17 protein-coding genes are annotated in these 21,655 nt (G+C 60.8%); 11 read left to right on the forward strand and 6 right to left on the reverse strand.

The window, feature by feature from the left end:
* The first annotated feature begins 1 nt into the window (after window position 1).
* From murD to lpxC, 9 genes are all read left to right on the forward strand, one after another.
* Window positions 2-1,348 carry a UDP-N-acetylmuramoyl-L-alanine--D-glutamate ligase gene (murD, locus tag ICY20_RS01355; RefSeq protein WP_159962611.1) on the forward strand — a complete coding sequence of 449 codons (1,347 nt, stop codon included), beginning with the start codon at window positions 2-4 and terminating at the stop codon, window positions 1,346-1,348.
* Window positions 1,345-2,568, forward strand: coding sequence for a putative lipid II flippase FtsW (gene ftsW, locus ICY20_RS01360; RefSeq protein ID WP_159962610.1), 1,224 nt, complete (start codon window positions 1,345-1,347; stop codon window positions 2,566-2,568). The genes murD and ftsW overlap by 4 nt, the downstream gene beginning before the upstream one ends.
* Window positions 2,558-3,628, forward strand: a complete 1,071-nt coding sequence (gene murG, locus ICY20_RS01365; RefSeq protein WP_159962609.1) for an undecaprenyldiphospho-muramoylpentapeptide beta-N-acetylglucosaminyltransferase — start codon at window positions 2,558-2,560, stop codon at window positions 3,626-3,628. The genes ftsW and murG overlap by 11 nt, the downstream gene beginning before the upstream one ends.
* The gene (gene murC / locus ICY20_RS01370; protein ID WP_159962608.1) at window positions 3,621-5,069 is read left to right on the forward strand and encodes a UDP-N-acetylmuramate--L-alanine ligase; all 1,449 of its coding nucleotides are present in this window, start codon (window positions 3,621-3,623) and stop codon (window positions 5,067-5,069) included. The genes murG and murC overlap by 8 nt, the downstream gene beginning before the upstream one ends.
* Window positions 5,066-6,022: a D-alanine--D-alanine ligase gene (locus tag ICY20_RS01375; RefSeq protein ID WP_194936778.1), complete on the forward strand. Its 957-nt coding sequence runs from the start codon at window positions 5,066-5,068 to the stop codon at window positions 6,020-6,022. Before murC ends, ICY20_RS01375 begins: the two co-directional genes overlap by 4 nt.
* A gap of 4 nt (window positions 6,023-6,026) precedes the next feature.
* On the forward strand, window positions 6,027-6,896 hold the full coding sequence (locus tag ICY20_RS01380) for a cell division protein FtsQ/DivIB (protein ID WP_159962606.1): 870 nt from the start codon (window positions 6,027-6,029) through the stop codon (window positions 6,894-6,896).
* A gap of 15 nt (window positions 6,897-6,911) precedes the next feature.
* Entirely contained in the window at window positions 6,912-8,174 is a 1,263-nt protein-coding gene (gene ftsA, locus ICY20_RS01385) for a cell division protein FtsA (RefSeq protein ID WP_017738691.1), read from the forward strand.
* Window positions 8,175-8,240: 66 nt separating this feature from the next.
* Window positions 8,241-9,437 (forward strand): cell division protein FtsZ, encoded by a 1,197-nt coding sequence (gene ftsZ, locus ICY20_RS01390; protein WP_159962605.1) that lies wholly within the window; start codon window positions 8,241-8,243, stop codon window positions 9,435-9,437.
* A gap of 112 nt (window positions 9,438-9,549) precedes the next feature.
* Window positions 9,550-10,461 (forward strand): UDP-3-O-acyl-N-acetylglucosamine deacetylase, encoded by a 912-nt coding sequence (gene lpxC / locus ICY20_RS01395; protein WP_003171886.1) that lies wholly within the window; start codon window positions 9,550-9,552, stop codon window positions 10,459-10,461.
* Between the two features lie 195 nt (window positions 10,462-10,656).
* Here the strand turns inward: lpxC and ICY20_RS01400 are convergent, their stop codons facing one another.
* The 6 genes from ICY20_RS01400 to ICY20_RS01425 all read right to left on the reverse strand — a co-directional run bounded on the left by ICY20_RS01400 (window position 10,657) and on the right by ICY20_RS01425 (window position 20,166).
* Complete coding sequence (locus tag ICY20_RS01400) at window positions 10,657-12,150, reverse strand: sensor domain-containing diguanylate cyclase (protein ID WP_194936779.1); 1,494 nt, start codon at window positions 12,148-12,150, stop codon at window positions 10,657-10,659.
* Window positions 12,151-12,236: 86 nt separating this feature from the next.
* The gene (locus ICY20_RS01405; protein ID WP_159962603.1) at window positions 12,237-13,559 is read right to left on the reverse strand and encodes an OprD family porin; all 1,323 of its coding nucleotides are present in this window, start codon (window positions 13,557-13,559) and stop codon (window positions 12,237-12,239) included.
* Between the two features lie 313 nt (window positions 13,560-13,872).
* Window positions 13,873-15,237, reverse strand: coding sequence for a heavy metal sensor histidine kinase (locus ICY20_RS01410; protein ID WP_159962602.1), 1,365 nt, complete (start codon window positions 15,235-15,237; stop codon window positions 13,873-13,875).
* Window positions 15,227-15,904, reverse strand: a complete 678-nt coding sequence (locus tag ICY20_RS01415) for a heavy metal response regulator transcription factor (protein WP_078046966.1) — start codon at window positions 15,902-15,904, stop codon at window positions 15,227-15,229. Before ICY20_RS01415 ends, ICY20_RS01410 begins: the two co-directional genes overlap by 11 nt.
* 9 nt (window positions 15,905-15,913) lie before the next feature.
* Window positions 15,914-19,003 carry a multidrug efflux RND transporter permease subunit gene (locus ICY20_RS01420; RefSeq protein WP_194936780.1) on the reverse strand — a complete coding sequence of 1,030 codons (3,090 nt, stop codon included), beginning with the start codon at window positions 19,001-19,003 and terminating at the stop codon, window positions 15,914-15,916.
* Window positions 19,000-20,166 (reverse strand): efflux RND transporter periplasmic adaptor subunit, encoded by a 1,167-nt coding sequence (locus tag ICY20_RS01425; protein WP_194936781.1) that lies wholly within the window; start codon window positions 20,164-20,166, stop codon window positions 19,000-19,002. Before ICY20_RS01425 ends, ICY20_RS01420 begins: the two co-directional genes overlap by 4 nt.
* A 214-nt stretch (window positions 20,167-20,380) precedes the next feature.
* Between ICY20_RS01425 and ICY20_RS01430 the strand changes: the two genes are divergently transcribed.
* On the forward strand, window positions 20,381-20,614 hold the full coding sequence (locus ICY20_RS01430; RefSeq protein WP_159962599.1) for a hypothetical protein: 234 nt from the start codon (window positions 20,381-20,383) through the stop codon (window positions 20,612-20,614).
* Between the two features lie 172 nt (window positions 20,615-20,786).
* Window positions 20,787-21,569 carry a transporter substrate-binding domain-containing protein gene (locus ICY20_RS01435; RefSeq protein WP_159962598.1) on the forward strand — a complete coding sequence of 261 codons (783 nt, stop codon included), beginning with the start codon at window positions 20,787-20,789 and terminating at the stop codon, window positions 21,567-21,569.
* Window positions 21,570-21,655 lie beyond the last annotated feature (86 nt).

Here is a 21,655-nt window from a genome sequence, read left to right on the forward strand (position 1 = left end):
AGTGTCCCTGATCGCTTCAGACCACTTCCGCATCGTTGTCGGCCTCGGCAAGAGCGGCATGTCCCTGGTTCGCTTCCTGGCGAACCGGGGCAAGCCGTTTGCCGTGGCCGATACGCGGGAAAACCCACCGGAGCTGGTCACGCTGCGCCGTGACTACCCGCACGTGGAAGTGCGTTGTGGCGAGCTGGATGTCGAGTTTCTGTGCCGCGCTGATGAGCTTTACGTGAGCCCTGGCCTGGCCCTGGCGACACCGGCCCTGCAAGCGGCTGCGGCCCGTGGCGTGAAGTTGTCCGGCGATATCGACCTGTTTGCGCGTAACGCGAAAGCACCGATTATTGCCATCAGCGGTTCCAACGCGAAAAGCACCGTGACCACCCTGGTCGGTGAGATGGCGGCTGCAGCCGGCAAGCGTGTTGCCGTAGGCGGCAACCTTGGTGTGCCTGCATTGGACCTGCTCAGCGACGACGTCGAGCTGTACGTGATGGAGCTGTCGAGCTTCCAGCTGGAAACCACCCACGACCTCGGTGCCGAAGTGGCAACCGTGCTGAACGTGAGTGAAGACCACATGGACCGCTACAGCGGCCTGCCTGCCTATCACCTGGCCAAGCACCGGATCTTCCGCGGTGCCAAGCAATTTGTGGTCAACCGCCAGGATGCCCTGAGCCGTCCGCTGATAGGCGAGGGTATGCCTTGCTGGACCTTCGGCCTGAGCAAGCCAGACTTCAAAGCCTTTGGCATTCGTGAAGAGAACGGCGAGAAATACCTGGCCTTCGAATTCCAGAACCTGATGCCCGTGCGTGAGCTTAAGATCCGCGGCGCCCATAACCAGTCCAACGCCCTGGCGGCCTTGGCGCTGGGTCATGCTGTTGGTCTGCCATTCGACGCCATGCTGTCGGCCCTGCGCACTTTCGGTGGCCTTGAGCATCGCTGCCAGTGGGTGCGCGACCTTGACGGCGTGGGCTACTACAACGATTCCAAAGCCACCAACGTCGGTGCGGCCCTGGCTGCCATCGAAGGCCTGGGGGCCGATATCGACGGCAAGCTGGTGCTGATCGCCGGTGGCGATGGCAAGGGCGCCGACTTCAAGGACCTTAAAGGTCCGGCGGCCGCGCATTGCCGCGCCGTGGTGCTGATGGGCCGCGACTCCGATCTGATCGCCGCGGCCCTCGGTGACGGTGTGCCGCAAGTGCGCGCAACGTCCCTGGACGATGCCATAGCCCAATGCAAAGCCCTGGCCCAGCCCGGTGATGCGGTGTTGCTGTCGCCGGCGTGTGCCAGCTTCGACATGTTCAAGAACTACGAAGAGCGCGGCCAGTTGTTCGCCCGCGCAGTGGAGGGCTTGGCATGAGCATAAATTTCAGAAACATCATCAAACCGTACCCGTCGCCGATCATTACCGGGCGCGGCATCGACCTGGATTTCCCAATGCTCGCCGGTTGCCTCGCGCTGCTGGGCCTGGGGTTGGTGATGATCACCTCGGCGTCGTCCGAAGTGGCGGCCGTGCAGTCGGGCAACACCCTGTACATGATGATCCGTCACTTGGTGTACCTGGTGATCGGCCTCGGTGCGTGCATTGTGACCATGATGATCCCCATCGCCACTTGGCAGCGCTTGGGCTGGCTGATGCTGATCGGCGCGTTCGGCTTGCTGATCATGGTGATCCTCCCCGGCATCGGCCGTGAGGTGAACGGTTCGATGCGCTGGATTGGCTTTGGCGCGTTCAACGTGCAGCCGTCAGAAATCGCCAAGGTGTTCGTGGTGATTTACCTCGCCGGTTATCTGGTGCGTCGCCAGAAAGAAGTGCGCGAAAGCTGGATGGGCTTCTTCAAACCGTTCATCGTGCTGCTGCCCATGGCTGGCCTGTTGCTGATGGAGCCCGATTTCGGTGCCACGGTTGTAATGATGGGCGCGGCGGCGGCGATGCTGTTCCTCGGTGGCGTTGGGCTGCTCAGATTTGCCTTGATGGTCGTGTTGGCGGTGGTGGCGGTTTATCTGCTGGTTCTGGCGCAACCCTATCGGATGGCCCGTCTGATTACCTTTACCGACCCTTGGTCCGACCAGTTCGGCTCCGGCTACCAGTTGACCCAGGCGCTGATCGCCTTTGGTCGCGGCGGCTGGTTGGGTGTGGGGCTGGGGAACAGTGTGCAGAAGCAGTTTTACCTGCCGGAAGCCCACACTGACTTCGTATTCTCGGTACTTGCCGAAGAGCTTGGTGTAGTGGGTTCGTTATGCACCGTCGCGCTGTTTGTATTTGTCTGCGTGCGTGCTTTGTACATAGGCCTGTGGGCCGAGAAAGCCAAGCAGTTCTTCGCCGCGTACGTTGCTTACGGGTTGGCGTTTCTTTGGATCGGCCAGTTCCTGATTAACGTCGGGGTGAATATCGGGCGGCTGCCGACCAAGGGCCTGACCCTGCCGTTCCTCAGTTACGGCGGCAGTTCATTGGTCATTTGCTGTATCTGCCTGGGCTTGTTGCTGCGCATCGAGTGGGAGAGTCGAACCCACCTGGGCAGCGAAGAGACGGAATTCAGCGAAAGTGACTTTGCCGAGGAGCCAACCCATGGGCGCTAATGTGCTGATCATGGCGGGCGGCACCGGGGGCCACGTGTTCCCGGCCTTGGCGTGTGCGCGGGAATTCCAGAACCGTGGCTACAGCGTGCATTGGCTGGGCACGCCGCGTGGTATCGAAAACGAATTGGTGCCGAGTGCCGGTTTGCCGCTGCACCTGATCAACGTCAGCGGCCTGCGTGGCAAGAGCAAGTTGTCCTTGCTCAAGGCGCCGTTCGTGTTGCTCAAGGCGGTGTGGCAGGCGCGCAAGGTAATTCGCGACGTGAAGCCTGTGTGTGTGCTCGGTTTTGGTGGTTATGTGACCGGCCCAGGTGGAGTGGCCGCCAAGCTCGCTGGCGTGCCGGTGATCGTGCATGAGCAGAACGCCGTGGCCGGTACTGCCAACCGCTTGCTGGTGCCGTTGGCTGCACGGGTGTGCGAGGCGTTCCCGAAAACCTTTGGTGCCTCAAACAAACTGCGCACCACTGGCAACCCGGTGCGCACCGAACTGTTTATGGACATCGCCCGTGAAGCGTTGGCCGGGCGCAAGGCGCACCTGCTGATCATGGGTGGCAGCCTGGGCTCCGAGCCCTTGAATAAATTGCTGCCTGAGGCACTGGCGCAACTCCCTGTGGAACTGCGCCCGGAAGTCTTCCATCAGGCCGGCAAACACCACGGTGAAGTCACCGCCTCGCGCTATCGCGAAGCCGGTGTCGAGGCGAACGTACAGCCCTTCATCAAAGACATGGCCCAAGCCTACGGCTGGGCCGACCTGGTGGTTTGCCGCTCCGGCGCGCTGACCGTCAGTGAACTGGCCGCCGCCGGTCTGCCGTCCTTGCTGGTGCCTTTGCCCCATGCGATCGACGATCACCAGACCCGCAACGCCGAATATTTGGCCGGGGAGGGCGCTGCCTTCCTGCTGCCGCAAAGAACGACTGGCGCCGCCGATTTGGCCGCACGCCTGACCGAGGTTTTGATGCAACCGGAACGACTCAACAGCATGGCGAGCACCGCAAGCCGCCTGGCCAAACCTGACGCAACCCGCACCGTGGTCGATATCTGCCTGGAGGTGGCCCATGGTTGAGAATCAGAAAGCCATGCCACACCCGGAAATGCGCCGCATCCGTCGCATCCACTTCGTCGGTATCGGCGGCGTGGGCATGTGCGGCATTGCCGAAGTCTTGCTGAACCTGGGCTACCAAGTGTCCGGCTCCGACTTGAAAGAGTCGCCGGTCACCGACCGCCTGAAAAGTTTTGGCGCCCAGATCTTTATCGGCCACCGCGCCGAGAACGCTGCCGAGGCCGACGTGCTGGTGGTGTCCAGTGCCGTGAACACCTCCAACCCGGAAGTGGCCACTGCCCTTGAGCGCCGCATTCCCGTGGTGCCACGTGCCGAGATGCTGGCCGAGCTGATGCGTTATCGCCACGGCATCGCCGTCGCCGGTACCCACGGCAAGACCACCACCACCAGCCTGATCGCCTCGGTGTTCGCCGCTGGTGGCCTGGACCCGACCTTCGTGATCGGTGGCCGCCTGAATGCAGCTGGCACCAATGCACAACTGGGCACCAGCCGCTATCTGATCGCCGAAGCCGATGAAAGTGATGCCAGCTTCCTGCACCTGCAACCGCTGGTCGCCGTCGTCACCAACATCGACGAAGACCACATGGCAACCTACGACGGCGACTTCAACAAGTTGAAGAAAACTTTCGTCGAGTTCCTGCACAACCTGCCGTTCTACGGTTTGGCCGTGGTGTGCCTGGACGACCCGGTGGTGCGCGAAATCCTGCCGCTGGTCAAACGCCCAACGGTCACCTACGGTTTCAGCGAAGACGCCGACGTGCGTGCCATCAATGTTCGCCAAGAGGGCATGCAAACCTTCTTCACCGTGCTGCGCCCAGACCGCGAGCCGTTGGATGTGTCGGTGAACATGCCGGGCAACCACAACGTTCTCAACTCCCTGGCGACTATCTGCATCGCCACCGACGAGGGCGTCAGCGATGAAGCCATCGTCGCTGGCCTGTCGGGCTTTGCCGGTGTGGGCCGTCGCTTCCAGGTCTACGGCCAGTTGCCGGTAGAAGGTGGCGACGTGATGCTGGTGGACGACTATGGTCACCACCCCACCGAAGTCGCGGCCGTGATCAAGGCCGTGCGCGGTGGTTGGCCGGAGCGCCGTCTGGTGATGGTGTACCAGCCGCACCGTTACAGCCGTACCCGCGATTTGTACGACGACTTCGTGAATGTATTGGCCGATGCCAACGTGCTGTTGTTGATGGAGGTCTACCCGGCCGGTGAAGAGCCGATCCCGGGCGCCGACAGCCGCAAGCTGTGCAACAGCATCCGTCAGCGTGGCCAGTTGGACCCGATCTACATCGAGCGTGGTGTAGACCTGGCGCCGATCGTCAAGCCGCTGCTGCGTGCCGGTGACATTTTGCTATGCCAAGGCGCCGGTGACATTGGTGGCCTTGCCCCTAAATTGCTGGCGAGCCCGCTGTTTGCCGCCGCCGAAAAGGGGAAGTCGAAATGATCACTGACTACGCCTCCCTGTTTTCCACAATCGCCCCGGCTGATTTCGGTCGCGTCGCCGTACTGTTCGGCGGTAAAAGCGCTGAACGCGAAGTGTCGCTCAAGTCCGGCAACGCCGTGCTCGAAGCCCTGCAAAGTGCTGGCGTAAACGCGTTTGGCATCGACGTGGGCGACGACTTCCTCGCGCGCCTGCAGGCCGAAAAAATCGACCGCGCCTTCATCATTCTCCACGGTCGCGGCGGTGAAGACGGCAGCATGCAAGGCTTGCTGGAGTGTGCTGGCATCCCTTACACCGGCAGCGGCATCCTCGCTTCCGCGTTGGCCATGGACAAGTTGCGCACCAAGCAGGTGTGGCACAGCCTGGGTATTCCAACCCCGCGTCACAGCGTGTTGTGCAGCGAAGACGATTGTATTTCTGCAGCCAAGGAACTGGGCCTGCCTTTGATCGTCAAACCTGCCCATGAAGGCTCCAGTATCGGCATGGCCAAAGTGAACTCGGCCGCCGAATTGATCGACGCATGGAAAGCGGCAAGTACCTACGATTCGCAAGTGTTGGTGGAACAGTGGATCCAGGGTCCCGAGTACACCATCGCCACCCTGCGTGGCCAGGTTTTGCCGCCTATCGCATTGGGCACGCCCCACACCTTTTACGACTACGACGCCAAGTACGTGGCTTCCGATACCCAGTACCGGATCCCGTGTGGCCTCGACGCAGCCAAGGAACAAGAATTGATGGACCTCACGGCGAAAGCCTGTGAGGCGCTGGGTATCGCCGGTTGGGCGCGGGCAGACGTGATGCAGGACGACCAAGGCAATTTCTGGTTCCTGGAAGTCAACACGGCACCGGGCATGACCGACCACAGCTTGGTACCGATGGCTGCTCGCGCGGCCGGTCTGGATTTCCAGCAGTTGGTGCTGGCAATCCTCGCAGCAAGTATTGAGGCCCGAGGCTAAGACCATGAACGGCGCATCGCTTCGTCATCCGCAACCTCCAGCACCCGGCCGCAAGCCGGTGCCACGAGGTGCCAGCCGAATGGTGGCTAAAGAGCCGATGTCGGCGCGTCTGCCCAAAGCCAACTTTGGCTTTCTCAAGGCGCTGTTCTGGCCGGTGTTGCTGGTGGTGCTGGGCTTTGGAACCTACGAAGGCGCGCAGCGTCTGTTGCCCTATGCCGACCGGCCGATCACCAAGATCAGCGTGCAGGGCGACTTGAGCTACATCAGCCAGCAAGCGGTACAGCAGCGCATCGGCCCGTACCTGGCAGCGAGCTTCTTTACCATCGACCTGGCGGGTATGCGCGCCGAGTTGGAGCAGATGCCGTGGATCGCCCACGCTGAAGTGCGCCGTGTTTGGCCGGACCAGGTGACGATCCGCCTGGAAGAACAACTGCCCGTGGCCCGTTGGGGTGATGAGGCGCTGTTGAACAACCAGGGTCAGGCGTTCACCCCGCGTGAGTTGGCCAATTACGAGCACCTGCCGCAGCTGTTCGGGCCGCAGCGGGCACAGCAACAAGTGATGCAGCAGTACCAGGCCTTGAGCCAAATGCTGCGACCAATGGGCTTCTCCATCGCACGCCTGGAACTGCGTGAACGGGGTAGCTGGTTTTTGACTACCGGTGCAGGCAGTTCCGGCCCCGGCATCCAGTTGTTGCTCGGACGCGACCGCTTGGTGGAAAAGATGCGCCGCTTCATCGCCATCTATGACAAGACCTTGAAAGAACAGATTACGAACATTGCGAGCGTCGACCTGCGTTACGCCAACGGCCTTGCCGTCGGCTGGCGTGAACCGGCTGCGCCCACGGCAGCGCAACCCGCTGTCGCGAAGAATTAAGAAGAGGCAGGACCCATGGCAAACGTGCAAAGCGGCAAAATGATCGTCGGTCTCGATATCGGCACCTCCAAGGTGGTGGCGCTGGTGGGCGAGGTCGGTGAAGACGGCGTGATCGAGATCGTCGGTATTGGCACGCATCCGTCCCGGGGCCTGAAGAAGGGCGTGGTGGTGAACATCGAGTCCACCGTGCAATCGATCCAGCGCGCCATTGAAGAAGCGCAGCTGATGGCCGGTTGCCGGATTCACTCGGCGTTCGTCGGCGTGGCCGGCAACCATATCCGCAGCCTGAACTCTCACGGCATCGTGGCGATCCGCGACCGTGAAGTCAGCGCGGCCGACCTCGAGCGTGTACTCGACGCTGCCCAGGCCGTGGCGATCCCGGCTGACCAGCGCGTACTGCACACCCTGCCGCAGGACTACGTGATCGATAATCAGGAAGGCGTTCGCGAGCCCCTGGGCATGTCGGGTGTACGTCTGGAAGCCAAGGTTCACGTAGTGACCTGCGCCGTCAACGCCGCACAGAACATTGAAAAATGCGTGCGCCGCTGTGGCCTGGAAATCGACGACATCATTCTGGAACAACTGGCCTCGGCCTACTCGGTACTGACCGACGACGAAAAAGAACTGGGCGTGTGCCTGGTGGACATCGGCGGCGGCACCACTGACATTGCGATCTTCACCGAGGGTGCGATCCGTCACACCGCCGTGATCCCGATTGCGGGCGACCAGGTGACCAACGACATCGCCATGGCGCTGCGTACACCGACCCAGTACGCCGAAGAAATCAAGATCCGCTACGCCTGCGCCCTGGCCAAGCTGGCCGGTGCCGGCGAGACCATCAAGGTGCCAAGCGTGGGCGACCGTCCTCCGCGTGAACTGTCGCGCCAGGCCCTGGCCGAAGTGGTCGAGCCGCGCTACGACGAACTGTTCACCCTGATCCAGGCTGAACTGCGCCGCAGTGGCTACGAAGATTTGATCCCGGCCGGCATCGTGCTGACCGGTGGTACCTCGAAGATGGAAGGCGCGGTCGAACTCGCCGAAGAAATCTTCCACATGCCCGTGCGCCTGGGCGTGCCCCATGGCGTCAAAGGCCTGGGTGATGTGGTACGCAACCCGATTTATTCCACCGGTGTGGGCTTGTTGTTGTACGGGCTGCAAAAGCAGACCGACGGCATTTCCCTGTCGGGCCCAAGTATCCGTGACAGCTACCGCAGCGATGACGAGGCGAAAGCGCCGTTGTTCGAGCGTTTGCAGGCATGGGTCAAAGGCAACTTCTAAAGATTTACCGCGACACCGCTGTAAGCAGTAGGCGAAAAAACTAGAGATAACGAAAGGAGAGGGAACATGTTCGAACTCGTAGACAACATCCCCGCAAGCCCGGTCATCAAAGTGATCGGTGTCGGCGGTGGCGGCGGCAACGCTGTCAACCATATGGTCAAGAGCAACATTGAAGGCGTTGAATTCATCTGCGCCAACACTGATGCCCAGGCGCTGAAAAGCATCGGCGCGCGGACCATCCTGCAATTGGGCACAGCCGTGACCAAGGGCCTGGGCGCTGGCGCCAACCCGGAAGTCGGCCGTCAAGCCGCCCTGGAAGACCGCGAGCGTATTGCTGAAGTGCTGCAAGGCACCAACATGGTGTTCATCACCACTGGCATGGGCGGCGGTACCGGTACTGGTGCTGCGCCGATCATCGCCGAAGTGGCCAAGGAAATGGGCATTCTGACGGTCGCAGTCGTGACCCGTCCGTTCCCGTTCGAAGGTCGCAAGCGCATGCAGATCGCCGACGAAGGTATCCGTCTGCTGTCTGAAAGCGTCGACTCGTTGATCACTATTCCCAACGAGAAGCTGCTGACCATCCTGGGCAAGGACGCGAGCCTGCTGTCCGCATTCGCCAAGGCTGACGATGTACTGGCCGGTGCCGTTCGCGGTATTTCCGACATCATCAAGCGCCCAGGCATGATCAACGTCGACTTTGCCGACGTACGTACCGTGATGAGCGAAATGGGCATGGCGATGATGGGCACTGGCTGCGCCAGCGGTCCGAACCGTGCACGTGAAGCCACCGAAGCGGCCATCCGCAACCCGTTGCTTGAAGACGTGAACCTGCAAGGTGCACGCGGCATCCTGGTGAACATCACCGCCGGCCCTGACCTGTCCCTGGGTGAGTACTCCGACGTGGGTAGCATCATCGAAGCCTTCGCTTCCGAGCACGCCATGGTCAAAGTCGGTACCGTTATCGACCCAGACATGCGCGACGAGCTGCACGTGACCGTGGTTGCGACCGGCTTGGGTGCCAAAATCGAGAAGCCTGTGAAGGTCATCGACAACACCCTGCACACCACTCAGGCTAGCCAAGCGGCTGCTGCTCCAGCGCCTTCGCGCCAGGAATTGCCGTCGGTGAACTACCGTGATCTGGACCGTCCGACCGTGATGCGCAACCAGGCTCAGGCCGGTGCTGCGGCGTCCCGTAGCCCGAATCCGCAAGATGATCTGGACTACCTGGACATCCCGGCATTCCTGCGTCGTCAGGCCGATTGATGGAATGTATCAGAGCTATGAAGGTGATTGGTGTTCAGCAAAGGTCTGGTCTGCTATCATCGCCAGCCTTTGTTGATACCAGTTCGCAATTTGCGCTCAAGCGGTCCAAGCCATGATTAAACAACGCACCCTGAAGAATATTATCCGTGCCACAGGTGTAGGTCTGCACTCCGGGGAGAAGGTATACCTGACCCTCAAACCTGCACCTGTCGACACCGGCATCGTGTTTGTTCGTGCCGACCTGGACCCTGTCGTGCAGATTCCTGCTCGCGCGGAAAACGTTGGCGAAACCACGATGTCGACCACATTGGTCAACGGTGACGTCAAAGTGGACACGGTGGAGCACTTGCTCTCGGCCATGGCTGGCCTGGGCATCGATAACGCCTACGTCGAGCTCTCCGCGTCCGAAGTCCCCATCATGGATGGCAGCGCTGGACCCTTCGTATTTCTGATTCAATCTGCCGGCCTGGAAGAACAGGACGCAGCCAAGAAGTTCATTCGCATTCTGCGGGAAGTGACAGTTGAAGACGGCGACAAGCGCGCCACCTTCGTCCCGTTCGAAGGCTTTAAAGTGAGCTTTGAGATCGATTTCGATCACCCGGTATTCCGTGACCGCACCCAAAGTGCAAGCGTGGATTTTTCCAGCACTTCGTTTGTAAAAGAAGTCAGCCGCGCCCGTACCTTTGGTTTCATGAGTGACATCGAGTACCTGCGCAAGCACAACCTCGCACTCGGCGGCAGCGTTGAAAACGCCATCGTGGTCGACGCGGATGGTGTACTGAACGAAGACGGCCTTCGCTATGAAGACGAGTTCGTGAAGCACAAGATCCTCGATGCAATCGGTGACCTCTACCTGCTGGGCAATAGCCTGATAGGCGAGTTCAAAGGCTTCAAGTCGGGCCACGCCCTTAACAACCAGCTGCTGCGCAAGTTGATTGAGCAGACAGACGCTTGGGAAGTCGTGACCTTCGAAGATGCCAGCACCGCACCGATCTCTTACATGCGTCCCGTTGCGGCGGTGTAAGTAACAACTCTCTTTCTTTAGTTTTGAAAGGCTGCCTTCGGGTGGCCTTTTTTTATGCCTGCTATTTCTGATAACACCACTATTTAAATGTGGGAGGGGGCTTGCCCCCGATGGCAGTGTTTCAGTCACTACATTTGTAGCTGACCCACCGCTTTCGGGAGCAAGCCCCCTCCCACATTGGTCCTCATTCACCACTCAGAGGGTTGCAGCCTCCACGATCCGATTACGCCCCGTATGCTTGGCCTCATACAACGCCTGATCCGCACTCAACAACAACGCCTCCAGCGACATACGGCTGCGCTTGTCCCAGGTGCTCATGCCAATACTCACTGTAATCGGCCGCTCATCGCCCGCCACCCGTGGCAGGTGCTCAATACTGCTGCGGATATGTTCAGCGATTACCAACGCACCCTTGGCATCGGTATGGGGCAGCACCACAGCAAACTCCTCACCGCCATAACGGGCCGCGAGGTCGGCGGGGCGGCGGATGGTAGTGCCGATCACCTGGGCCACAGTGCGCAAGGCCTCGTCGCCGCCGTGATGGCCATGGCGGTCGTTGAAGGCCTTGAAGTGGTCTACATCAATCATCAACACGGTCAGCGGGTCGGCCGAACGTTGCGCGCGGTCCCACTCCAGGCGCAGGCGTTCGTCGAGTATGCGACGGTTGGCCAGGCCGGTGAGGGCGTCGGTGGCTGCCAGTTCTGACAGCACCCGCTCAGTACGATAGCGGCGGCGCAGTTCCCGGCGCAGCATCCAGGTCAGCCACAACAGGCCAATACACAGCACACCTGTGGCGCCGCTGGTGAGCAGGGCGGCGCGCTTCCAGGGGGCGAACACGTCTTCGGCCGACAGTGCTACCACGACGATCAGCGGCAGTTCACCGACATTGCTGAAGGTGTACAAGCGCTCCTGGCCGGTGATGGCGGAGATCGCCTGGAAGCTGCCTTCGCCTTCGCGCAGCATGCGTTTGAAGTTGGGGCGTTCGCTCAAGTCCTTGTTGATCATGTCGCGCTCCAGCAACGGCTGCTGGGCCAAGAGAATCCCCTTGGTGTTCAGCAGGTTGACGCTGCTGCCGTTGCCGATGGTGAGGCGATTGAACAGCTGGTCGAAGTACGCCAGCCGCATGGTGGCCACGGCCACCCCGGCAAACTCGCCATCGGGCCCTGAAATACGACGACTGAATGCAATGCGCCACACCTGGTCGCACGCGCAGTGGACCTTGAATGGGCGGCTGATAAACAGGCCCGCCTGGGTCGTGTTTTTATGGGCCAGGAAGTAGTCGCGGTCAGCAAAGTTGCGCGGTGCCGGCCATAAGGTCGAAGAGTCGGCGACTACCGCGCCGTTGGCGTCCAGTAACAGCACCTCGCCTTTGAACGGCGCGGCGATGGATTGATCAAACTGCACCAAGTGCCGAATGTCCGGGGTCACCTGGGACAAATCCCGGCGTGTGCTCGCGGTGATCAGCCCTTGCAGCGCCAAGTCATAGAGTTCGACGTTACGCAGGACATCGGCATTGATCAGTTGGGTAATGTTGGTGGTCGCGCGTTTGGCTGCTTGCAGCGTGCTGGCGTGCTCGCGTACCAGCAGCGCCGCAACAATCACCATGATCAGTACGACGGTGAGCCCACTGCCCAGAATCAGAAACAGCTCTGGGCGTGCTGGCAGGGTTCGAACATGAGGTTGACTCATCGGGCAGACTTCAGCTGTGGCAATGCTGGCAGTTTAGTTCTACGCGATGAAAATTAAACGGGTGGTTAAAAAGAAAGATCCGCGCTTCAGAACACGTTGATCGGGTAGTCGACGATCACACGGTACTCATCCACGTCGTTATCCACGGCTGAATAACCGTTGCTGCCCCGGTTGGTCGCCCATTGCAGGCGCACGGCCAAGTCTTTGGCCTTGCCGCCTTGCACCACGTATTTAAGGTCGATATCCCGTTCCCAGTGCTTGGCGTTTTTGCCATCGGCGCTGTACCAGTTGCTATAGCCGCGGCTTTGCGGGTCGACCTTGGTCAGGTCGGTCTTGCCGCTGATGTAGGACACGGCGGAGGTCAGGCCAGGCATGCCCAGGCCTGCGAAGTCGTAGGCGTACTTGAGTTTCCAGGAGCGCTCGTTGGGGCCGTTGAAGTCTGAGTATTGCTGGGAATTGTCCAGGTACACGCTGTCGCCCTGGGCGATGTAGTCGAACGGCGTGTTGCCGTTGACCCGTTGGTAGGCGGCGGTGACGCTGTGGTTGCCCACGCCTACGGTGAAATGCAGGCTGTAGGTGTTGTTGTCGATAGCCCCCAGCAGCGCCTGGCCGGTGTCCTGGCTGTGGTAATAGTGCAGGCCCGGGTTGAGGCTGACCAGGTCATTGAGTGCGTAGGTGTAGTCCAGGTCGTAGTAGTACTGGTGCCACACATCCTTGAGTTCGGAGGCGTAGAGGTTGCTGGTCAGCCCGGGAATGCCGCTGAACGACACGCCTGCCCAGTTCATGTGCTGGGCGTCGGTATGGCTTGGCAAGGCGCCATAGCTGGTGCCGATGCGCTGGTGGCCGCTCTGGTTGTAAAGCTTGGTGAAGCTGGCCTGGCCGCCTTCGAACATCCAGCCGTCGAAGCTGTGGTTGGTCAGGCTGACGCCCCGGAACGTCTGCGGCAGCATGCGCGTTGCGCCGCCGGCGATCACCGGGTTATTGAGGAACAGGTCACCGGCCTTCAATTCGGTGTCGAACGCGCGCATTTTCAGGGTGCCGCCCGCCGTGGAGAACGAGCCCGGCGCCTTGCCGTTGCCGCTGCCGTACGGAAGGATGCTCGAACCGTCGGTGCCGCCACCGCCGTCGAGTTTCAGGCCGAGCATGGCGTGGGCATCCAGGCCGAAACCGACGGTGCCCTGGGTGTAGCCGGATTCAAAGGTGCCGAGAAAGCCCTGGCCCCATTCCTTGCTGTCATCGGTGTGAACATCGCGGCGGTCGCGGTTCATGTAGTAGTTGCGGGTGTTGATAATGAGGTGTGAGCCTTCGACGAAACCGTCGGCGGGGGTGGCGTCTGCCGCGTGGGCAAGAGGGGCAATCGTTGCTGCAATCGCGAGGAATAACGGGGTGAACGTCAGCGAGTTCTTCACCGGTAAAGCTCCTTGGGTCAATCGAAAACGGCCAATGTCGTGGGGGTGTGCCTGGCCTTTTTTACGGCAAAAAAAAGCCGCTGAAAGTCAGCGGCTTTAAGACAGATTCCCAGTGTAGAGCCCTGGAAATAAGTCGAGGGAAATTCGGGTAAGCGGGAGGCTGCCTTTGCCGTCGCGCTCATCGATGCGTCAAATTAACGCAGGCGAGCGGTACGATACAGAGTGTAACAAGATAATGACTGTTGCCCAAATCGCAACAGTTTGGAGGCGCAAGGTTCATCTGATGCACCGCAATCCAAATGTGGGAGGGGGCTTAGACGGGCAAAGTGATGCCAAAGGTATTGCCACCCGCTTCGCTACGCACATACACATCCCCCCCATGCATCAGCGCAATCGCCTTGACGATGGCCAACCCCAACCCGTGATTGGCCCCGCTGTTGCTGCGCGACGCGTCCACCCGATAAAAACGTTCGAACAATCGCGGCAGGTGCTCACTGGCAATCGCCTCGCCGGGGTTGGTGACGCCAATGAACACTTGATGCTCCAGCATCTCAATGTTCACTTCGATCACCCGCCCAGGCGCGGTGTGTTGTACGGCGTTGCTTAACAGGTTGATCAGCGCGCGACGCAGGTGGGCTTTTTCGATCTGCACTTGGGCGTCGCCATGCACTCGCACCCGCACCTGGGCGTCTTCAAGAATGAAGTCCAGGTAGTCCAGCGTGGTCGCCACTTCATCGGCCAGGGAGCTTTCGATCAGTTTGGTCGCCTTGCTGCCCTGGTCGGCGCTGGCGAGGAACAGCATGTCGTTGATGATCGAACGCAGGCGCTCCAGTTCTTCGAGGTTCGATTGCAGCACCTCAAAATAATGCTCGGCCGAGCGCCCGCGGGTGAGGGCGACCTGGGTCTGGCCAATCAGGTTGGTCAGGGGCGAGCGCAGTTCGTGGGCGACATCGGCGTTGAACGACTCCAGGCGCGAATACGCCTGCTCCACACGGTCGAGGGTGGCGTTGAACGAGTTGACGAACTGGCTCAGCTCCGGCGGCAGCGGCGATAATTGCAAGCGCCCGGAGAGTTTGGGCGGTGCCAGTTTCTGCGCCTCATCCGAGAGTTTGCCCAGCGGCTTGAGGCCAATACGCGAGACCCAAAAGCCCAACAGCGCCGCCAGCACCACACCGATCAATGCCAGGCTGACCAACGCCACCAACAAATGATGCTGCGTGGCGCGAAAGTTTTCGGTGTCGATGGCGATCAGAAAGCGCAGCGGTGGGCGTTGTTCCTTGGCCGCAAATTGACTGACCAACACCTTGAGCGGGTATTCATGCCCTGGCAGGCGCAGGTCCCGTTTGCCGGTGGGCCCGGCGGCAAACTCACGGATCTGCGCATCGGGCTTGCCGTACTCGTAGTTGGGGTCGCTGCTCACCACCCAGAAGCGAATGCGCGTGTCTTCCTCGCTGAGCAATTTGAGCTTGGCCTGCATCTTCACCCAGTGGTCCGGCGTGCCGAACCGGTTTATCGAAGATTCGAGCACGCTGTACCGCGCATCCAACTCCGCCCCTGGCAGCAAACCCAGGCCTCGGTCCACCTGCTGGTACAGCACGCCGCCGATCAACAAAAAGATCAGTGCCGCCACCAGGGTAAACATACCGCTCAGGCGCAGGGCTATCGAGTTAGCTGACACTGCGGCTCTCCAGCACATAACCCATGCCCCGAATGGTGTGCAGCAGTTTTTGTTCAAACGGCCCGTCGAGCTTGGCCCGCAGGCGCTTGATTGCCACTTCCACCACGTTGGCGTCGCTGTCGAAATTGATGTCCCAGACCATCTCTGCGATGGCGGTCTTGGACAAGATCTCGCCCTGGCGCCGCGCCAACACGCTGAGCAGCGAGAACTCCTTGGCGGTCAGGTCCAGGCGCAGGCCGTTGCGACTGGCCTTGCGGCTGATCAGGTCGATCCACAGGTCGGCGACGGTCACCTGCACCGGCTCATGGCCGCCGCTGCGACGGGTCAGGGCTTGCAGGCGGGCCACCAGTTCGAGGAACGAAAACGGCTTGCCCAAATAATCATCGGCGCCTTCACGCAGACCGCGAATGCGGTCTTCCACGCGCTCGCGAGCGGTGAGCATGATCACCGGGGTCTGCTTGCGCGCACGCAAGGCGCGCAACACGCCGAAGCCGTCCAGGCCCGGTAGCATCACGTCGAGCACGATCACCGCGTAGTCGTTTTCCAGCGCCAGGTGCAGGCCCTCGACACCTTCGCGGGCCACATCAACGGTATAGCCCTGCTCTGTCAGGCCACGATGCAGGTAGTCCGCGGTTTTTTCTTCATCTTCAATAATCAGGACGCGCATGTCACCGCCTCAATCTGTGGTCGCCAACTCAGACGTTGGTTTGGGTCGGTGGAAAAACTTCTCAAGGTACAAGTATATGACCGGTGTGGTGAACAGCGTCAGCGCCTGGCTCACCAGCAAGCCGCCGACCACCGCGATACCCAGCGGCTGGCGCATCTCGGCACCCGGGCCGGCGCCGAGCATCAGCGGCACTGCGCCGAGCAGGGCGGCGAGGGTGGTCATGATGATCGGGCGAAAGCGCGTGACGCAGGCTTCGTAGATCGCCTCTTCAGGCGGCAACCCGCGCACGCGCTGGGCATCGAGGGCAAAGTCGATCATCAGAATGCCGTTTTTCTTCACGATGCCGATCAACAGCACCAGGCCGATCAGCGCCATGATCGAAAAATCCTGGCCCATCAGCGACAGCATGATCAGCGCGCCCAAACCCGCCGACGGCAAGGTCGAGATGATCGTCAGCGGGTGCACGAAACTTTCGTACAGCACACCGAGGATGATGTAGACCGCCACCAGCGCCGCCAGGATCAGCCACGGCTGGCTGGCCAACGAGCTCTGGAACGCCTGGGCCGCACCCTGGAAGTTGCCGATGATGGTGGTCGGCATGCCGATTTCATTCTTGGCCTGGTTGAGCATGATCACCGCGTCGCCCAGCGCCACGCCAGGCGCCAGGTTGAAAGACAGGTTGGCGGCCGGGAACATGCCGTCATGGCTGATGGACAACGGCCCCACGGTGGGCGGGTCGACCTTGGCCAGCGCCGACAGAGGCACCATCTCATTGGTCAGCGGCGAACGCAGGTAGAAAAAGTTGAGGCTTTCGGCCTTGCCGCGTTGCTGGGTGTCGAGTTCCAGCACCACCTGGTACTGGTTGATCTCGGTCTGGAATTCGTTGATCTGACGCTGGCCAAACGCGTCATACAGCGCCTGGTCCACATCGGTGGCGGTCAGGCCGAAGCGTGCCGCGGCCTGCCGGTCGATGCTGATATGGGTAATGCTGCCACCCAGTTGCAGGTCGTTGGACAGGTCGCGAAAAGCCGGGTTGGCGCGCAGTTTTTCGGTGAGGCGTTGGGTCCAGGTGTTGAGCGTCGGGCCGTCGTTGCTCTTGAGCACATATTGATATTGGGCGCGGCTGGGGCCGGAGCTCAAGTTGATGTCTTGCCCGGCGCGCAGGTACAGCACGATGCCCGGCACCTTCGCCAGTTTCGGCCGGATGCGATCGATAAACTGGCTGGCAGACACATCGCGGTCACCGCGGTCTTTCAAGGCGATCCAGAAGCGGCCATTGGCGATGGTCTGGTTGCTGCCGGTCACCCCCACCGAATGGGAAAACGCCTGCACCGCCGGGTCGTCCTTGACGATCTCGGCCAGGGCCTTGTGCTTGGCGACCATGTCCGGGTACGACACATCGGCCGCCGCTTCGCTGGTGCCCAGCACAAAACCGGTGTCTTGCACCGGGAAGAAACCCTTGGGGATAAACACATAGCCGACCACGGCCAGCGCCAGGGTCACCACGAAAATCGCGGCCATGCTGCGTTGATGGGCCAATGCCCGGCGCAAGTTGCGTGCGTAGCCGGCCAGCAGGCGTTCGCTGAAGCCGGGTTTGGCGTGGGCATGATGGGTGGGCGCGCGCATGAACAGTGCGGCCAGGGTAGGCGCCAACGTCAGCGAGACCACCACCGAAATCAAGATGGTCGATGTCGCCGTCAACGCAAACTCCTTGAACAAGCGCCCGACCACACCCCCCATGAACAGCAGCGGAATAAACGCGGCCACCAGCGAGAAGCTGATGGACACCACGGTAAAGCCAATCTCGCCAGCGCCCTTGATCGCCGCTTCGCGCTTGTCGAGCCCGGCTTCCAGGTGGCGGTGAATGTTTTCCACCACCACAATGGCATCGTCCACCACAAAGCCCACGGCGATCACGATCGCCACCAGCGTCAGGTTGTTGAGACTGAAGCCCATCAGGTACATCAGCGCAAAACTGGCAATCAGCGACACGCCGAGCACGCTGGACACAATCAGCGTCGCCGACAGCTGGCGCAGGAACAGCGCCATCACCGCCACCACCAGCAAAACCGCGATCAGCAGGGTCAATTCCACTTCATGCAACGAGGCGCGAATGGTCTTGGTGCGGTCGGTCAATACGCTGACCTGCACCGACGCCGGCAGCATGGCTTGCAGGCGCGGAAGTTCGGCTTGGATGCGGTCGACGGTCTCGACGATATTCGCGCCGGGTTGGCGGGAAATCACCAGGTTGACCCCCGGCGTATCGCCGGACCAGGCCTGCACGTAGGCGTTTTCCGAACCGTTGATAACTTTGGCGACGTCCCGCAGTTGAACCGGGGCGCCGTCTTTGTAAGACACGATTAACTGAGCGTATTCATCCGGGTGGAACAACTGGTCGTTGGTCGAGAGGGTCGACACGCTGTTCTCGCCGTAGATAGCGCCCTTGGCCAGGTTGAGGCTCGACTGCTGAATGGCCAGGCGGATATCGGCCAGCGTCAGGCCAATGGCCGCGAGTTTATCCGGGGAGGCTTGCACCCGAATCGCCGGGCGTTGCTGGCCGGTGATGTTGATCTGGCCGACGCCGTCGATCTGGCTGATCTGGCGGGCCAGCAGGGTTTCCACATAGTCGCTCAACTCGGTGCTGGGCATGCTGTCGGAGCTGACGCTGAGGATCAGCACCGGGCTGTCTGCCGGGTTGACCTTCTTCCAGGTCGGCAAGCTCGGCATATCGCTGGGGAGTTTTCCGGACGCGGTGTTGATCGCCGCCTGCACTTCCTGCGCGGCGGTATCGATGCTTTTGTCCAGGGTGAATTGCAGGGTCAGCAAGCTTGAGCCCAAGGCACTGCTGGAGGTCATTTGAGTCATGCCGGGGATGGCGCTGAATTGCACCTCCAGCGGCGTGGCCACGGACGACGCCATGGTGTCCGGGCTGGCGCCGGGCAGGGTGGCGCTGACCTGGATCGTCGGAAACTCCGCTTCCGGCAGTGGGGCGATGGCCAGCCGTGGGAAGGCGATCAGCCCCAGTAGCACCAGCGCGAACGTCAGCAGTAGCGTCGCGACGGGGTGGTCGACGCACCAGACCGAGGGCGACCGGCTCATCGTTGCACCTTGGCGTCGACGGTCTGGATCACTTGCGGCGGTTCTTTGAGCACCTCCACCTGGGCGCCCGCCTTGAGCCGCGACTGGCCGTCGCTGACCAGCATATCGCCGGCCTGTACGCCTTTGATGATGTTCACGTCGCTGTCCTGGTAGGTCACCTGCACGGGCACCACCTCGACCTTGTCACCGTTGAGCCGGTACACGAAGTGCGAATCCAGGCCGCGTTGCACTACGGTCGGCGGCACCACCAAGGCGTTTTTATCGAGGGCGGTCTGGATCTTGATGGTCACCAGTTGGCCCGGCCACAAGCGCTGCGAGGCGTTGCTGAACTCGGCCTTGACGCGCAGGGTGCCAGTGGTAGAGCTGATCTGGTTGTCGATCAGGCTCAAGTGGCCTTCACCGAGCAGGTCGCCGGTTTGGCTGTCGGTGTCGGCGCCCATGTAGGCATCGACACTGGCTTTGGTCGGTGCTGCGATCAAGCCTTGCAGGGTCGGCAACATCTGTTGAGGCAGGGAGAACTCGACAGCAATCGGGTCGATCTGGGTCACGGAGAACAGGCCCTGGGCATCGCTGGTACGCAGGAAGTTACCTTCATCGACCGTGCGTATGCCGACGCGCCCCGTCACCGGAGAGCGAATTTGCGTGTATGAAAGCTGAACTTGCGCCGAATCGATCGCCGCCTGGTTGCCCTGGGCGGTGGCTTTGAGCTGGTTGACCAGTGCTTGCTGCTGGTCGTAGGTCTGCTTGGACACGCCGTCGTCCACGCTGAGTTCTTTGTAGCGCTTGAGATTGACCTGCGCCACTTGCAACTGCGCCTGGCTTTCCCCCAGCTGTGCCTTGGCCTGGTCGAGGCTGGCGCGGATCGAGCGGTCGTCAATACTGGCCAGCAGGTCACCGGCCTTGACCAACTGGCCTTCCTTGACCAGCAGCTTGGTGAGGATGCCGTCCACTTGAGGGCGAATCACGACGCTGTGCAACGACAACACTGAACCGATCCCGCTGACATAGCGTGCAATATCCTGCTGCGCCACGTTCACCACCCGCACCGGGATTGCAGTGGGTGCCGCCAGTTTCGCCTTGGCCGGCCGGGTCAGTGCCCAGGCTGCAATAGCCAACACCACAAGGACACCCACGATCAGGGCGGTTTTCCGTTGAATTTGCATGGGGTGAGGCGCCAGGGCAAAGGATTGGATGAGTAGAGAGTCTTTATAGCCCTCCAACCCGGTCAGCAAGGTGACTGTTAACTGACAGCGCTGTCAGCAAAGCCAGACCATTCGTACAGGCGGTGGTTAAAGATCTGAGGCAGGCAGGTATACTGCGCGCCAGCGAGGCCCGCAAGCCGGCCCCGCGCCATTTTTTGCACGCTCCGGAGCTTCCATGACTTCCCCGACACAACCCCCTGTTGAAGCGACCGATATCGTCGATCCGGCCAGCGCCGAAGGTGTTGAGAAAACCGAGATTCCGGCGTTCAAGTTCCCATTCAAACCGGGTGAATTGGCCGGGGCGAAGAATGCCGCCCAGCCCTGGTACAAGAATGGCGCCAAGAACGGTCACACCAAGTCTCCGGGCATGGCCCCGCCGGGTACGCGTCGTTCGATGGGTAAACGCTGAGAATAGAGCTCTGTAATATTTGACGGCTTTTTCTTACATCTAGCGCTGATATTTCTGCTTGTAGGCCAGCATCCGTTTCTTGAAAGCTTGCCCAGCCTCCGCTCCTTCCTATGTTTTTAAACAGGGTGGGGCGTGGTGAGGCTGGTTTTTCCGGAAAAAAAGGATGCTTCCCTTGGCCCTGATACACATCTGTGTAGCGTTTGCCTTACTGCTGTCGGTTGATGCGGCAGCGGCCGGTGACCCACCGCGTAGTGAGATCCGTTTTGCCGTTGCCGCGCTGTTTCCTCCTTTCCAAAGCCGCAACCCGCAAGGGCAACTGGTCGGGCTGAATATCGATTTGGGTAATGCCCTGTGCCAGCAGATGAATGTGCGGTGCACTTGGGTTGACCAGGTGCTTGTAGAGAATTTCAAAGCCCTGGAGGCCAGGCAATTCGATGCCATCATGGGCATAGCCCCTACCCCGACGCGGCTGCGAGCGGTGAACTTCACCGATGACCTCTATCCCTTCACCACCCACTTGGTCGCGCGCAAGGCATCGGGCTTGTTGCCGACGGTACGGTCGCTCAAGGGCAAGCGGGTAGGCGTACTACTGGGGAGCAATCGTGAGGCCTTCGCCTTGGCCCAGTGGGCGCCCAAAGGCGTGGTCATCAAGAGTTTCTGGCTCAATCACGAATTGGTCAGCAGCCTGGTGGCAGGTGACATTGATGCGACCTTGCAAGGCTCCCTCGAAATTCGCGAGGCCCTCCTTGATACGCCCGAAGGCCGGGACTTCGGTTTTCTTGGCCCTACTGTTTCGGCTGAACTGTTGGGCGCCAGCGTCGCAATCGCGCTGCGCAAGCCCGATACCGCACTGCTCCAGGAACTCAACTTCGCGCTTGAGCAGTTGATGCAGAACGGTGAATACCAGCGAATCCTGCAGCCTTATCAACTGGATGCAATGCCTTCCAATTCGTAATGACCAACCATGGGCCAGAGCGTGAAGCTATCGCGGGCAAGCCCGTAGTCGACGGTGCTTCAACGTTGAAATGCATTCAAAATGTG

Source organism: Pseudomonas pisciculturae (genome assembly GCF_015461805.1).
Classification (GTDB): domain Bacteria; phylum Pseudomonadota; class Gammaproteobacteria; order Pseudomonadales; family Pseudomonadaceae; genus Aquipseudomonas; species Aquipseudomonas pisciculturae.

Bases quoted from the DNA above. Each gene is read 5' to 3' on its own strand.
- ftsW (WP_159962610.1), top strand. From the start codon at position 1,345: ATGAGCATAAATTTCAGAAACATCATCAAACCGTACCCGTCGCCGATC.
- murG (WP_159962609.1), top strand. From the start codon at position 2,558: ATGGGCGCTAATGTGCTGATCATGGCGGGCGGCACCGGGGGCCACGTG.
- murC (WP_159962608.1), top strand. From the start codon at position 3,621: ATGGTTGAGAATCAGAAAGCCATGCCACACCCGGAAATGCGCCGCATC.
- ICY20_RS01375 (WP_194936778.1), top strand. From the start codon at position 5,066: ATGATCACTGACTACGCCTCCCTGTTTTCCACAATCGCCCCGGCTGAT.
- ICY20_RS01380 (WP_159962606.1), top strand. From the start codon at position 6,027: ATGAACGGCGCATCGCTTCGTCATCCGCAACCTCCAGCACCCGGCCGC.
- ftsA (WP_017738691.1), top strand. From the start codon at position 6,912: ATGGCAAACGTGCAAAGCGGCAAAATGATCGTCGGTCTCGATATCGGC.
- ftsZ (WP_159962605.1), top strand. From the start codon at position 8,241: ATGTTCGAACTCGTAGACAACATCCCCGCAAGCCCGGTCATCAAAGTG.
- lpxC (WP_003171886.1), top strand. From the start codon at position 9,550: ATGATTAAACAACGCACCCTGAAGAATATTATCCGTGCCACAGGTGTA.
- ICY20_RS01400 (WP_194936779.1), bottom strand. From the start codon at position 12,150: ATGAGTCAACCTCATGTTCGAACCCTGCCAGCACGCCCAGAGCTGTTT.
- ICY20_RS01415 (WP_078046966.1), bottom strand. From the start codon at position 15,904: ATGCGCGTCCTGATTATTGAAGATGAAGAAAAAACCGCGGACTACCTG.
- ICY20_RS01420 (WP_194936780.1), bottom strand. From the start codon at position 19,003: ATGAGCCGGTCGCCCTCGGTCTGGTGCGTCGACCACCCCGTCGCGACG.
- ICY20_RS01425 (WP_194936781.1), bottom strand. From the start codon at position 20,166: ATGCAAATTCAACGGAAAACCGCCCTGATCGTGGGTGTCCTTGTGGTG.
- ICY20_RS01430 (WP_159962599.1), top strand. From the start codon at position 20,381: ATGACTTCCCCGACACAACCCCCTGTTGAAGCGACCGATATCGTCGAT.